General features: G+C 39.2%; 10 protein-coding genes. 9 read left to right on the top strand and 1 reads right to left on the bottom strand.

The window, feature by feature from the left end; all coding sequences use genetic code 11:
* Nucleotides 1-254: 254 nt before the first annotated feature.
* The 6 genes from ACYU0V_RS04010 to sucD all read left to right on the top strand — a co-directional run bounded on the left by ACYU0V_RS04010 (nt 255) and on the right by sucD (nt 8,289).
* A complete protein-coding gene (locus tag ACYU0V_RS04010) occupies nt 255-383 on the top strand; it encodes a hypothetical protein (RefSeq protein ID WP_086265650.1) in 129 nt (42 codons plus the stop codon).
* 157 nt (nt 384-540) lie between these two features.
* Nucleotides 541-3,381 (top strand): 2-oxoglutarate dehydrogenase E1 component, encoded by a 2,841-nt coding sequence (locus tag ACYU0V_RS04015; protein WP_039763331.1) that lies wholly within the window; start codon nt 541-543, stop codon nt 3,379-3,381.
* Entirely contained in the window at nt 3,381-4,574 is a 1,194-nt protein-coding gene (gene odhB / locus ACYU0V_RS04020) for a 2-oxoglutarate dehydrogenase complex dihydrolipoyllysine-residue succinyltransferase (protein ID WP_016143315.1), read from the top strand. The genes ACYU0V_RS04015 and odhB overlap by 1 nt, the downstream gene beginning before the upstream one ends.
* 61 nt (nt 4,575-4,635) lie before the next feature.
* Nucleotides 4,636-6,069, top strand: a complete 1,434-nt coding sequence (lpdA, locus tag ACYU0V_RS04025; RefSeq protein WP_017386755.1) for a dihydrolipoyl dehydrogenase — start codon at nt 4,636-4,638, stop codon at nt 6,067-6,069.
* A gap of 148 nt (nt 6,070-6,217) precedes the next feature.
* Nucleotides 6,218-7,384 carry an ADP-forming succinate--CoA ligase subunit beta gene (sucC, locus tag ACYU0V_RS04030; RefSeq protein ID WP_001048573.1) on the top strand — a complete coding sequence of 389 codons (1,167 nt, stop codon included), beginning with the start codon at nt 6,218-6,220 and terminating at the stop codon, nt 7,382-7,384.
* 14 nt (nt 7,385-7,398) lie between these two features.
* Nucleotides 7,399-8,289: a succinate--CoA ligase subunit alpha gene (gene sucD / locus ACYU0V_RS04035; protein WP_000114637.1), complete on the top strand. Its 891-nt coding sequence runs from the start codon at nt 7,399-7,401 to the stop codon at nt 8,287-8,289.
* A gap of 407 nt (nt 8,290-8,696) precedes the next feature.
* Here the strand turns inward: sucD and trpS are convergent, their stop codons facing one another.
* On the bottom strand, nt 8,697-9,710 hold the full coding sequence (gene trpS / locus ACYU0V_RS04040) for a tryptophan--tRNA ligase (protein ID WP_002116097.1): 1,014 nt from the start codon (nt 9,708-9,710) through the stop codon (nt 8,697-8,699).
* 208 nt (nt 9,711-9,918) lie between these two features.
* Between trpS and ACYU0V_RS04045 the strand changes: the two genes are divergently transcribed.
* The 3 genes from ACYU0V_RS04045 to ACYU0V_RS04055 all read left to right on the top strand — a co-directional run bounded on the left by ACYU0V_RS04045 (nt 9,919) and on the right by ACYU0V_RS04055 (nt 13,517).
* Entirely contained in the window at nt 9,919-10,848 is a 930-nt protein-coding gene (locus ACYU0V_RS04045; RefSeq protein WP_461849142.1) for a DUF808 domain-containing protein, read from the top strand.
* 27 nt (nt 10,849-10,875) lie between these two features.
* Nucleotides 10,876-11,775 carry a KPN_02809 family neutral zinc metallopeptidase gene (ypfJ, locus tag ACYU0V_RS04050; protein ID WP_002116484.1) on the top strand — a complete coding sequence of 300 codons (900 nt, stop codon included), beginning with the start codon at nt 10,876-10,878 and terminating at the stop codon, nt 11,773-11,775.
* A 239-nt stretch (nt 11,776-12,014) separates the two neighbouring features.
* Entirely contained in the window at nt 12,015-13,517 is a 1,503-nt protein-coding gene (locus ACYU0V_RS04055) for a cation:proton antiporter (protein WP_002116022.1), read from the top strand.
* Nucleotides 13,518-13,614: the final 97 nt, after the last annotated feature.

The raw sequence follows: 13,614 nt of genomic DNA on the forward strand, positions 1-13,614 counted from the left end.
GATGTGCGTTTTTTTTTAATTTTATAATGTAAACTTTAGACTTTGGTCGAAAAGAGCGAGGATTTTATATATTGCACTATATATTAAAAGATAAAATCGCTTATGTATTTCGCCAATTTATAGGTGGTATGTGTCAAAAAAATCAATCGTTGTTTAAGAACATGATACGATTTGCCACAAAGTTATAGGTGAAAAAAGCGTATACTAGTGAAATTAATTTAAGTAGCACGATCTTAGATCTGTGCTTAATTTTTATGGTTAAAGTCATTTTAGAAAAGTTAATTTTAACGTTAATTTTTCTAAAAAGATTTGCAAAAAATTGCTCGGTTTTAATCGAGTATAAGGTGAGTGATGATGCCATTGAGGGCGTTGTGATTCATTAATTACCTATGGAGTTTTCTCTCTAGGTAGTATGACGCCCCATGGTCTTAGAGACCTGTTGGGTAAGTAATGCCTTTTTTACCAATTTGGCATTATGCATCATGGGTGTGCTTAAAAGGCAGCCTGTAATATTTTTTGCAATAGGAAATGGGTCCACAAATGCAAGAAGTTGCTGACGCATTGCGTCTTGACACTGAACTTTCCGCTGATAGTGCAGCGTATATTGAAGAACTTTACGAGCAGTACCTGACTTCCCCAACCTCTGTAGCTGAGGACTGGCGCCAATATTTCGATAAATATCCAAAGGGTGACCAACCACACAGCGCTGTGCGTGAGCAATTCCTATTACTAGGACGTAATGCTAACCGTGTTCAACCTGTTGTACAAAGTACTGTAAGTACTGAGCATGAGCGTCGTCAAATTGGCGTTTTACAACTTATTGCTGCTTATCGTAATCGCGGACATCAAAAAGCTAAATTAGATCCATTAGGTCTTGCTAAGCGTGAAGAGATTCCAGATTTAGATCTTTCAGCTCACGGTTTAACCAAATCAGATTTAGACACTGTATTTAATACCGGCAATCTTGAAATCGGCAAAAGCGAAGCAACGCTTGCTGAAATGATTGAAGCAATGGAAGCAATCTATTGTGGTTCGATCGGTGTTGAATACATGCATATCGTGGACACAAAAGAAAAACGTTGGATTCAACAACGTCTTGAAAGTGCCCGTGGTAAATTCAATTACACAAATGATCAAAAGAAAGGCTTCTTAGAGCGTTTAACTGCTGCTGAAGGTCTTGAAAAATATCTTGGTAATAAATACGTCGGTGCTAAGCGCTTTGGTGTTGAAGGCGGCGAATCTTTTATTCCTATGGTAAACGAGATTATTCAGCGCGCTGGTGCTGTAGGTTGTAAAGAAGTTGTTATCGGTATGCCACACCGTGGCCGTTTAAACCTTCTTGTGAATATTATGGGTAAAAACCCTGCGGACTTATTTGGTGAGTTCGAAGGTAAATCAATTCATAAAAAAGGTTCTGGCGACGTTAAATACCACCAAGGTTTCTCAAGTAATGTAATGACTCCAGGTGGCGAAGTTCACTTGGCATTAGCATTTAACCCATCTCACTTGGAAATTGTTGGTCCTGTAGTTGAAGGTTCTGTACGTGCACGTCAAGTACGTCGTAGAGACATTGGCGGTGATGACGTTTTACCAGTTATTGTTCATGGTGATGCGGCATTTGCAGGTCAGGGCGTGAATATGGAAACCTTCCAGATGTCACAAACTCGTGGCTATACGGTTGGTGGTACAGTTCATATTATTGTGAACAACCAAGTAGGTTTCACAACTTCTGATCCTCGTGATGCGCGTTCTACAGAATACTGTACAGACGTTGCTAAAATGATTCAGGCGCCAATTTTCCATGTAAATGGCGATGATCCTGAAGCTGTTATCTTTGCTACTCAATTAGCACATGATTTCCGCCACGAATTCCGTAAAGATGTTGTTATCGATTTGTTCTGTTATCGTCGTCGTGGCCATAACGAAGCAGATGAGCCATCTGGTACACAACCATTGATGTATCAAGTAATTGCGAAGAAAGCGACTACTCGTACACTTTATGCTGATCAACTTGTTCAAGAGAAAGTACTTGATCGTGCTGAAGCAGACCAAATGGTTGAAGATTACCGTTCTGATTTAGAAGCAGGTAATCATGTAGCAAATGCATTGATTCTTGAACCAAATACCAAAATGTTTGTTGATTGGACTCCATATTTGGGCCATGACTACACAGACGATTGGGATACTTCATTTGACTTAAATCGCTTAAAAGAATTAGGCGAGGGCATGAGCAAACTTCCTGAAGGGTTTGTAATGCAGCGTCAGGTTCAAAAAGTAATTGAAGATCGCGTAAAAATGCAAACTGGTGAAACTCCATTAAACTGGGGTGCAGCAGAAACTTTAGCTTATGCAACTTTATTAGATGAAGATTATCTAGTTCGTATTACTGGTGAAGATGTGGGTCGTGGTACCTTCTCACACCGTCATGCGAAATTGCATAATCAAGCTGATGGTTCAACTTACATTCCACTTTGTCATGTGAAAGAGAACCAACCACGTTTTGCGATTTATGACTCTCTTTTATCTGAAGAAGCAGTTCTTGCATTCGAATATGGTTACGCAACTACAATTCCTAAGAGCTTGATTATTTGGGAAGCACAATTTGGTGACTTCGTAAACTGTGCTCAAGTTGTGATTGACCAGTTTATTGCTTCTGGTGAGACTAAGTGGGAACGTGTTTGTGGTTTAACAATGTTGTTACCGCACGGTTTCGAAGGTCAAGGCCCAGAACACTCATCAGCTCGTTTAGAGCGTTTCTTACAGTTATGTGCTGAAGACAACATGCAAGTGATCACTCCAACGACACCTGCACAGATTTTCCATGCATTACGTCGTCAAGCTGTACGCCCAATTCGTAAGCCATTGATTGTAATGTCACCGAAATCTTTACTCCGTCATAAACTTGCTACTTCTACTTTAGAAGAGCTTGCAAATGGTTCGTTCCAAACTGTAATTGACGAAATCGATCAAATTAACAAGTCAGATGTAACTCGTCTTGTACTTTGTGGCGGTAAAGTTTATTACGACTTACTTGAAAAACGTCGTGAACAAAACTTAACTAATGTCGCAATTGTACGTATTGAACAGTTGTATCCATATCCAGAGCAACGTCTTGCGGAAATCTTGGCTGCATATCCAAACGTGAAAGAACTTGTTTGGGCACAAGAGGAGCCGAAGAACCAAGGCGCATGGTTATTTATCGCACCGCGTTTATATGACGATATCTTAAAATCTGGCAAACAAATCCGTATCAGTTTTGCAGGTCGTGAAGCTTCTGCTGCACCAGCTTGTGGCTCACCGTACTTGCATGCAAAACAACAAGCTCAGCTAATTAATGATGCATTGGCAATCGAAGCTGAACAATCAGGAGATTCTCAATAATGGCAACCGAAATTAAAGCACCGGTATTCCCAGAGTCTGTTGCAGATGGAACCATCGCAACTTGGCACAAAAAGGTGGGTGAACCTGTATCACGCGATGAAGTAATCTGTGATATTGAAACCGACAAAGTTGTTTTAGAAGTTGTTGCTCCTGCAGATGGTAGCTTGGTTGCAATCATTAAAGATGAAGGCGATACAGTTCTTTCTGACGAAGTTATTGCTCAATTTGAAGCTGGTGCTGGCGCAGCTGCTGCTCCTGCAGCAGTAGAACAAGCAGTTGCTCAAACTCAAGCTGGTGCAGCTCCTGTTGTTGAACGTACAGAAACTGTATCTGATCAAGCTCCTGCGGTTCGTAAAGCGTTAACTGAATCTGGTATTGCTGCTGCTGACGTACAAGGTACTGGTCGTGGTGGTCGTATCACTAAAGAAGATGTTGCAAACCATCAAGCTAAACCAGCTGCTAACGTTACTCCATTGAGCGTAGCTGTTGGTGAGCGTATCGAAAAACGTGTTCCAATGACTCGTTTACGTAAGCGTGTAGCTGAACGTCTTCTTGCTGCAACTCAAGAAACTGCAATGTTAACTACATTTAACGAAGTTAACATGAAGCCAATCATGGAATTGCGTAAGCAATATAAAGATGCTTTTGAAAAACGCCATGGTGCTCGTTTAGGCTTCATGTCATTCTTCGTTAAAGCAGCAACTGAAGCGCTTAAACGCTACCCAGCTGTAAACGCTTCAATTGATGGCGATGATATCGTTTATCACGGTTACTATGACATCGGTGTTGCAGTATCTTCTGATCGTGGTCTTGTTGTACCAGTATTGCGTGATACTGATCGTATGAGCTATGCAGAAGTTGAAGCAGGTATTGCTGCTTACGCTGGTAAAGCACGTGATGGTAAATTATCTATCGAAGAAATGACTGGTGGTACTTTCACAATCACTAATGGTGGTACTTTCGGTTCATTACTTTCAACTCCTATTTTGAACCAACCGCAAACTGGTATCTTGGGTATGCACAAAATCCAAGAGCGTCCTATGGCGGTAAATGGTCAAGTTGAAATCTTGCCAATGATGTATTTAGCACTTTCTTATGACCACCGTATGATCGATGGTAAAGAAGCTGTAGGTTTCTTGGTAGCAATCAAAGAATTGTTAGAAGAACCAGCTAAACTCATCCTTGATCTTTAATTTCTTCGAATAATATTACCGAGGTAGAGTGATCCTCTATCTCGGACCATGGAGATAAACAATGTCTCAACAATTTGATCTTGTTGTTATTGGCGGTGGTCCTGGTGGTTATGAAGCTGCGATTCGTGCTGCTCAACTAGGTTTTAAAGTCGCTTGTATCGAAAAACGTATTCACAACGGTAAGCCATCTTTAGGTGGTACATGCTTAAACGTAGGTTGTATTCCTTCTAAAGCATTACTTGATTCTTCTCACCGTTATGAAGATACAGTACATCACTTAGCTGATCACGGTATCACTACAGGTGAAGTGAATTTTGATCTTGCTAAGCTTCTTGCTCGTAAAGACAAAATTGTTGACCAATTAACTGGTGGTATCGATCAATTGCTTAAAGGCAATGGCATTGAATGGTTAAAAGGTACAGGTAAATTACTTGCTGGTAAAAAAGTTGAGTTTGTTTCTCATGAGGGTGAAACTCAAGTTTTAGAACCTAAATACGTTATTCTTGCGTCTGGTTCTGTACCTGTAAATATTCCAGTAGCTCCTGTAGATCAAGATATTATTGTTGATTCAACTGGTGCATTGAACTTCCCAGAAGTACCTAAGCGTTTAGGTGTAATTGGTGCAGGTGTAATCGGTTTAGAGCTTGGTTCTGTTTGGCGTCGTCTTGGTGCTGAAGTTGTTGTTTTTGAAGCAATGGATGCATTCCTACCAATGGCTGATAAAGCTTTGGCAAAAGACTACCAAAAACTTTTAACTAAGCAAGGTCTTGATATTCGTATCGGTGCTAAAGTTTCTGGTACTGAAATTAATGGTCGTGAAGTGACTGTTAAATACACTCAAGGCGGCGAAGAAAAAACTCAAACTTTTGACAAGTTAATCGTTTGTGTTGGCCGTAAAGCTTATGCTGAAGGTTTATTGGCTGAAGATTCAGGCATTAAATTGACTGAACGTGGTCTAGTAGAAGTAAACGATCACTGTGCAACTTCTGTAGAAGGTGTTTATGCGATTGGTGACTTGGTTCGCGGTCCAATGCTTGCTCATAAAGCAATGGAAGAAGGTGTAATGGCTGTTGAGCGTATCCACGGTCATGCAGCTCAAGTGAACTATGACACAATCATTTCAGTTATCTATACACATCCGGAAGCGGCGTGGGTTGGTTTAACTGAAGAACAAGCTAAAGAAAAAGGTCATGAAGTTAAAACTGGTCAATTCGGTTTTGCTGTAAATGGTCGTGCTTTAGCAGCGGGTGAAGGTGCTGGTTTTGTTAAGTTTGTTGCTGATGCAAAAACTGACCGTTTATTAGGTATGCATGTTATTGGACCTGCTGCATCTGATATCGTACACCAAGGTATGATCGCTCTTGAATTTGTATCTTCAGTTGAAGATCTTCAGTTGATGACTTTTGGTCACCCAACATTCTCTGAAGTTGTTCATGAAGCTGCACTTGCTGTAGATGGTCGTGCAATTCACGCGATTCAACGTAAGCGTAAATAAAATAAAGAGCGGGTTCTCCGCTCTTTTTCACATTCGATGGTGTGATTAAAAAAGCATCAAGGTGAAAGACGTAGACAGCAATTTGTATATGTAACATGAGAATGTTGCGCAAATTGAAGACAACAAACAAAGTTAAGTAGGTAACTAAATGAACTTACATGAGTATCAAGCTAAAGCGTTATTGAAAGAATATGGTATGCCAGTACAAGAAGGTATCTTGGCTACCAATGCAGACGAAGCAGTTGCTGCATTTGAACAGCTTGGTGGTAAATTCGCGGTAATGAAAGCGCAAGTTCATGCTGGTGGTCGTGGTAAGGCTGGTGGCGTTAAAGTTGCAAAATCTAAAGAAGATGTTATCGAATTTGCAAACAATATCATTGGTACTCGTCTTGTAACGTATCAAACAGATGCAAATGGTCAACCAGTAAACAGCATCATTGTTGCTGAAGACGTATATCCAGTTGAGCGTGAGCTTTATTTGGGCGCGGTTGTAGACCGTTCTAGCCGTCGTATTACTTTCATGGCTTCTACAGAAGGTGGTGTAGAAATCGAGAAAGTTGCAGAAGAAACTCCAGAAAAAATTATCAAAGTTGAAGTTGATCCATTAGTTGGCTTACAACCATTCCAAGCACGTGAAGTAGCGTTTGCTTTAGGTTTGAAAGACAAGCAAATCGGTCAATTTGTAAAAATCATGACAGCTGCTTACCAAGCATTTGTTGAAAATGACTTTGCATTATTTGAAATTAACCCACTTTCAGTTCGTGAAAATGGCGAAATTTTATGTGTAGACGCGAAAGTAGGTATCGATTCTAACGCGCTTTACCGTTTACCTAAAGTTGCTGCTTTACGTGACAAATCTCAAGAGAATGAGCGTGAATTAAAAGCATCTGAATTTGATCTTAACTATGTTGCTTTAGAAGGTAACATCGGTTGTATGGTTAACGGTGCTGGTCTTGCAATGGCAACTATGGACATCATTAAACTTTATGGTGGTCAGCCTGCAAACTTCCTTGACGTTGGTGGCGGCGCAACTAAAGAGCGTGTAATCGAAGCGTTCAAAATCATCCTTGCTGATACATCTGTACAAGGTGTTTTAATCAACATCTTCGGTGGTATCGTACGTTGTGACATGATTGCTGAAGCGATTATTGCAGCGGTTCAAGAAGTAAATGTAACTGTTCCAGTTGTTGTTCGTTTAGAAGGTAACAACGCTGAGTTAGGTGCTAAATTACTTGATGAATCTGGTTTGAAATTAATTTCTGCAAACGGCTTGTCTGATGCCGCAGAAAAAGTTGTAGCTGCAGTTAAAGCGTAAGGGGAGTATCAATCATGAGCGTATTAATTAATAAAGACACTAAAGTATTGGTACAAGGTTTTACTGGTAAAAACGGTACTTTCCACTCTGCACAAGCTTTAGACTACGGTACAAAAGTTGTTGGTGGTGTTACTCCAGGTAAAGGTGGTACAACTCACCTTGACTTACCAGTATTCAACACAATGAAAGAAGCTGTACGTGAAACAAATGCAGATGCATCTGTAATCTATGTACCAGCTCCATTCGTTTTAGACTCAATCGTTGAAGCGGTTGATTCGGGTGTTGGCCTAATCGTTGTGATCACTGAAGGTGTTCCAACAATCGACATGCTTAAAGCAAAACGCTATTTAGAAACTAACGGTAACGGTACTCGTTTAGTTGGTCCTAACTGTCCAGGCGTGATCACTCCGGGCGAATGTAAGATTGGTATTATGCCTGGTCACATTCACCAACCAGGTCGTATTGGTATCATCTCACGTTCAGGTACATTGACTTATGAAGCTGTTGCTCAAACAACTAAGCTTGGTTTAGGTCAATCTACTTGTATCGGTATCGGCGGTGACCCAATCCCAGGTATGAACCAAATCGAAGCGCTTCAATTGTTCCAAGACGATCCAGATACTGATGCAATCATCATGATCGGTGAGATCGGTGGTACAGCGGAAGAAGAAGCTGCTGAATTCATCAAATCTAACGTGACTAAGCCTGTAGTAGGTTACATTGCTGGTGTAACTGCTCCTAAAGGTAAGCGTATGGGTCACGCTGGTGCGATCATTTCTGGTGGTCAAGGTACTGCTGAAGAGAAATTCGCTGCATTTGAAAAAGCAGGTATGGCTTACACTCGTAGCCCAGCTGAGCTTGGTTCAACTATGTTGCAAGTTTTAAAAGAGAAAGGTTTAGCTTAATCGCTTTACGCTGAATCTTAAAAAGCACCGTATCTGAAAAATGATGCGGTGTTTTTTTTATTTATTAAAGAAAAATAAGAGTTTTTATAAGTATAGCTAATTCATAAATAAAATTTTTAGGCAAAAAAATACGCAATGATTGGGGTGATCATTGCGTAGAACAACGAATCTGTAAAAACAGTTTCGGTTTAAGGAGAAATGTCGTGAGGCTCATATGATGTAACCTACATAAAGGATAATAGATAAAGTTAAGATATTCTTCATCGCTATTAGCGTTAATAAGTGTTACTTCACGTTAATAGGGTAAAAGCCTGTGAATAACTATCAATACGTTAGTAATTCTAAAAAATGAATATTATGAATCTAATAAATAAAAAGCCCCGAAGGGCTTTTAGTTTTAAAGAGGATTAAAATTTAAATAAACCTAAGCCATCTTTAACTTCGTCTAAAGTCTGTTGAGTAATAAGACGGCACTTATCTGTACCTTGGCGTAAAACATCCATAATGTAGTCAGGATCTTTAGCAAGTTCTTCGCGACGTTCACGAATAGGTGTAATTAACTCTTTTAAGACACCTTCAAGACGTTTTTTAACCGTACCATCACCAAGACCACCGCGACGATAGTGAGCTTTTAATTCTTCAACTTCTTCTTTATTTGGATCAAATGCATCTAAATAAGTAAATACAATATTGCCTTCAACTTGACCTGGATCTTCAATACGAAGGTGATTTGGATCGGTGTACATCGCATTAACAGCTTTTTTAATGTCTTTATCAGAAGCATTTAAAACGATGGTATTGCCTAATGATTTAGACATTTTCGCTTTACCATCAAAACCAGGTAGACGTGCCATATTAGAAAGCAAAGCTTTACATTCAGGCAAAAGATCTTGACCGATTTGGCGATTTACTCGACGTACGATTTCATTGGTTTGTTCAATCATTGGAATTTGATCTTCACCCACTGGAACCACAGTTGCTTTGAAAGCAGTAATATCAGCCGCTTGAGCAACAGGGTAGCAGAGGAAACCAGCTGGAATGTCACGCTCAAAACCACGCATTTGAATTTCAGATTTAATGGTGGGGTTACGTTCTAAACGCGCTACTGTCACAAAGTTAAGATAGAGCATTGTGAGTTCATTGAGTGCTGGTAAGCAAGATTGAACACAAATGGTGGTTTTTGTTGGATCAATGCCTACAGCTAAATAATCTAGAGCAACTTCTAAAATATTACGACGAACTTTATCTGGATTATCTGCATTATCTGTTAGTGCTTGTGCATCTGCTAATAAGAGATGTTGATGATGGCTATCCTGTAAACCTACACGAGAACGCAAAGAACCGACAAAATGCCCAAGATGAAGTTGTCCGGTTGGGCGGTCGCCTGTCAAAATAATTGGACGCTGATCAACATTACTCATTATTTATTCCACTATCGTATTGGCTTAATCAGGGGTAGTAAGCCCTGTAATATAAAAGATTGGCATTATTGTACGGGAAATAAATTTTTTTCGTCAGCGATTGGGGAAACTTTTCTTAAAATAATATTGTGAATATATTCAGTAAAATTACAGAAATTCAAAAAAATCATCTTACAATAGCCTTAATAAATACAAACTTGGATAAGAAATGGCGAGTGGCTTACTTTTATTACTAGATGATATAGCAACAATTTTAGATGATGTTGCTTTAATGAGCAAAATGGCTGCCAAGAAAACTGCCGGAGTTTTAGGTGACGATTTGGCCTTAAATGCTCAGCAAGTAACAGGTGTGCGCGCAGATCGTGAACTACCTATTGTTTGGAAGGTGGCTAAAGGCTCATTTGTTAATAAGCTTATTTTAGTTCCTTTAGCATTGTTAATTAGTGTGATTGCACCTTGGCTTATTAATCCGCTATTAATGCTCGGAGGCTTATTTTTATGTTATGAGGGAGTAGAGAAAGTTCTTCATACCATTATGCATAAAAAAGCTTCTACATCAGAGGAGGCAAAAGCAGAGCTTGAAAATGAAGAATTAGACTTAGCAACTTTTGAAAAAGAAAAAATAAAAGGCGCAGTAAGAACTGATTTTATTTTATCGGCTGAGATCGTGGTGATTACGCTCGGTACAGTTGCTACGGCTACTTTAATGACCAAAGTAAGCGTTTTAAGTGTTATTGCAGTTGTAATGACGATTGGCGTTTATGGCCTAGTTGGTATGATTGTTAAGATTGATGATTTGGGATTATATTTAACAGAACAGTCGACCTCATTTAAACAAACTATAGGTCGAAGCCTATTAGCTTTTGCTCCTATTTTGATGAAATTACTTTCAATCGTGGGCACTATTGCAATGTTTTTAGTGGGTGGCGGGATTATTAATCATACGATTCCATTGCTTCATCACTTAACTGAAGACACAGTGGATCATGTGGAAACAATACCAGCGGTAGGTAATATCATTGGTGCTTTAACACCAACATTGATTAACTTTGGAATAGGACTTGTTGCAGGTGCAATTGTTCTATTAATTGTGAGCTTAATACAAAAAATGTGGCCTAAAAAAGCATCGGGTTCATGATGCCATTCTAAAAAGAAGAGGGAAATTATGCGCTGGAAAGGTCGACGAATTAGTAGCAATGTTGAGGACCGTCGAGGTGGTGGCGGTGTTAGAGCTGGCGGTATCAGTATTATTGGTTTGGTTGTTGCATTTGTTGCGTGGAAGTTCTTTGGTGTTGACCCACAGCAGGCTTATCAAGCAACGCAGCAAGTTACTGCTTCACAACAATCAAATGCAACTGCGCCAGAAAGTTTAACGGCCGAGCAAAAAGAAGCCTCGGATTTTGTTGGAACGGTTTTGGCTGATACAGAAGATACTTGGACCCCCATATTTAAACAGTTAGGTAAAAGCTATACTCCACCAACATTAGTATTGTTTAGTGGAATGGTTCAGTCAGGATGTGGTACTGCTCAATCTGCAATGGGGCCATTTTATTGTCCTGCAGACCAAAAGGTTTATATCGATACAGAATTCTTTAAAGATATGCGTCAGCAAATGGGAATTTCTGGTGAGCAGAACCAAACTGAACTTTCTAGAGAAGATCAAGCTGGGGATTTTGCACAAGCTTATGTGGTTGCACATGAAGTAGGGCACCATGTTCAAACCTTGCTGGGTATTTCGTCACAAGTACAGCAAGCCCGTGCACAAGTCAGCCAAAGAGAAGGTAACCAATTATCTGTTCGTCAAGAATTACAAGCTGACTGTTTAGCGGGTATTTGGGCGAGCCATAATCAACAGCGAACTCAATTTTTAGAGCAAGGTGACATTGAAGAAGCGATGGATGCTGCTCAAAAAATTGGAGATGATTATTTACAGAAGCGCTCTACGGGGCAGGTCGTTCCAGACAGCTTTACTCATGGTAGTAGTGAACAGCGAATGCATTGGTTTCAGGTTGGTTTAAAAACTGGTGATATTAATCAATGTGATACTTTTAATAATCCAGTTTAAAATTTTATAGGATGAGTCTTGTTAAACATAATTTAATAAGCTCATCTTTTTTTCAGATCATAACTATAAATAATGTTAAGAAATTTAACAGATTGATAGATTGTTCAATCAATTCGTTAAACTTGCATCCGAATTTTCATTTTTTATGATCATGGCATTATTAATGCCTGCATTTTGTTTAGTTTGGTCGACCTAGCAAAATTTTCTTATTTGGTCGTTGACCCAGAAGAAGGGTATTCATGGGTAATTTTTTTCTATTACAAGCGTTTACAGTGGTTTTTGCATTATCAATAGCAACCACGATCTTTAATAAGCGTATTTTAGGCTTTCCGCAGGCGATTGGTGTTCCTCTGGTCTCAGCAATTTTTGTCTTTATTCTACAGTGGGGTGCCAGCCTACTAAATGGTAACCAGTTTATTACCATTAACATTCATAATATTGAGGAAGCTGTACGCCATATCGATTTTTATGATTTTTTAATTAATGGTGTTATTTGCTTTATTCTAACTTCTTCTGCACTCAAATTTAAAATTTCAGATCTAAAAAGTTATTGGAAACAAATTAGTATTTTGGCAACAATTGCCTTAGTGCTTTGCGCCGTATTATTTGGCAGTTTACTCTACGGATTCCAATTACTGGTTGGATATCATGTGCCAATTCTGGTGCTGTTACTTTTAGGTGCAGCTTTAGGGGCAACAGACCCAATTGGTATTAAAGGTGTGCTTAGTTCGATTCGCGCACCTCATCATTTAATTGTTAAGCTAGAAGGTGAATCATTATTTAATGATGCAATGTGTATTGCATTGTTTATGACTTTGCTTAATGTTTTGCAAGGTGAACATTTCTCATTAGTGGCAACATTAGAAGCTCTACTTTATGAAATTGTTGTCGCCGTCGGCATTGGTTGGGCATTTGGGGTAGGGGTGTTGCGTCTATTACGTGGTAAACACGAAATGGAGTCCCTAATTTTAACAACAGCTTTACTTGCAAGTGGAGCATATTTGGTTGCTTTGTTTGCACATGCATCAGCACCGATTGCTTGTGTAATTGGCGGTTTAATTGTTGGAAACAAATGGAAGGAAATACGAGAAGAGCGAGAGATTCAAGAAGTTAATCATTTTTGGCATACAGTAGAAGGAATCATTAACTCATTCTTATTTACTTTAATTGGCTTAGAGTTATTTATTCTTGATCTAAACTTTAGCCTGATTTTAGGCGGTATTGTTGCGTTCTTTATTCTTCATATTTCTCGTTTTGCTGCCAACTTTATGGCTTTCGCTTTTTTTCCCACAATGCGTAGAACTAAAAGCTACAACGGTAGTTTGACTATTTTATCTTGGGGTGGGGTACGAGGAGGAATTTCACTTGCATTGATTTTGGCAGTAGCCAATATCCCTGCCTTAAGTCCCTATAGTAGTATCCTGATTGGATATACATTTATTAGTGTATTGTTATCAGGTATTGTGTGCGGCCTAGGTTTACCAGCTGTGATGAATGCTTTTTATTACAACCCCAACGAAGAAACTGAAGGCTTAAAAGGCTTCTATCAAAGGTTGTGCCATAAGATGAACCGAAGAGGTTTTCAGTATATTGTGGGGGAGGATGCGCTGGGTAGAGAAACAATCACCGTTTATAATCCAGATATTCTTGTAGACCAAAAAACGGAGGATGGAATTGCAACAATGCATGACCCGAATAAGTTACAAGAAGTAAAAAGATTTGAGAGTCCAGATAATTTCTAAATATAAATAGTTTTAAAATTTATAAGATATTTAAAAATGAGGTTTTAGTGTAATAGTAAAATATTACCTAAAGCCTTTTTTTTCTATATATATCATT

Source organism: Acinetobacter sp. X9 (genome assembly GCF_054889255.1).

Excerpts from the sequence above, each read along its gene's own strand:
- ACYU0V_RS04010 (WP_086265650.1), top strand. The coding sequence starts at position 255 with ATGGTTAAAGTCATTTTAGAAAAGTTAATTTTAACGTTAATTTTTCTA.
- odhB (WP_016143315.1), top strand. The coding sequence starts at position 3,381 with ATGGCAACCGAAATTAAAGCACCGGTATTCCCAGAGTCTGTTGCAGAT.
- sucD (WP_000114637.1), top strand. The coding sequence starts at position 7,399 with ATGAGCGTATTAATTAATAAAGACACTAAAGTATTGGTACAAGGTTTT.
- sucC (WP_001048573.1), top strand. The coding sequence starts at position 6,218 with ATGAACTTACATGAGTATCAAGCTAAAGCGTTATTGAAAGAATATGGT.
- ACYU0V_RS04045 (WP_461849142.1), top strand. The coding sequence starts at position 9,919 with ATGGCGAGTGGCTTACTTTTATTACTAGATGATATAGCAACAATTTTA.
- lpdA (WP_017386755.1), top strand. The coding sequence starts at position 4,636 with ATGTCTCAACAATTTGATCTTGTTGTTATTGGCGGTGGTCCTGGTGGT.
- ACYU0V_RS04015 (WP_039763331.1), top strand. The coding sequence starts at position 541 with ATGCAAGAAGTTGCTGACGCATTGCGTCTTGACACTGAACTTTCCGCT.
- trpS (WP_002116097.1), bottom strand. The coding sequence starts at position 9,710 with ATGAGTAATGTTGATCAGCGTCCAATTATTTTGACAGGCGACCGCCCA.
- ypfJ (WP_002116484.1), top strand. The coding sequence starts at position 10,876 with ATGCGCTGGAAAGGTCGACGAATTAGTAGCAATGTTGAGGACCGTCGA.
- ACYU0V_RS04055 (WP_002116022.1), top strand. The coding sequence starts at position 12,015 with ATGGGTAATTTTTTTCTATTACAAGCGTTTACAGTGGTTTTTGCATTA.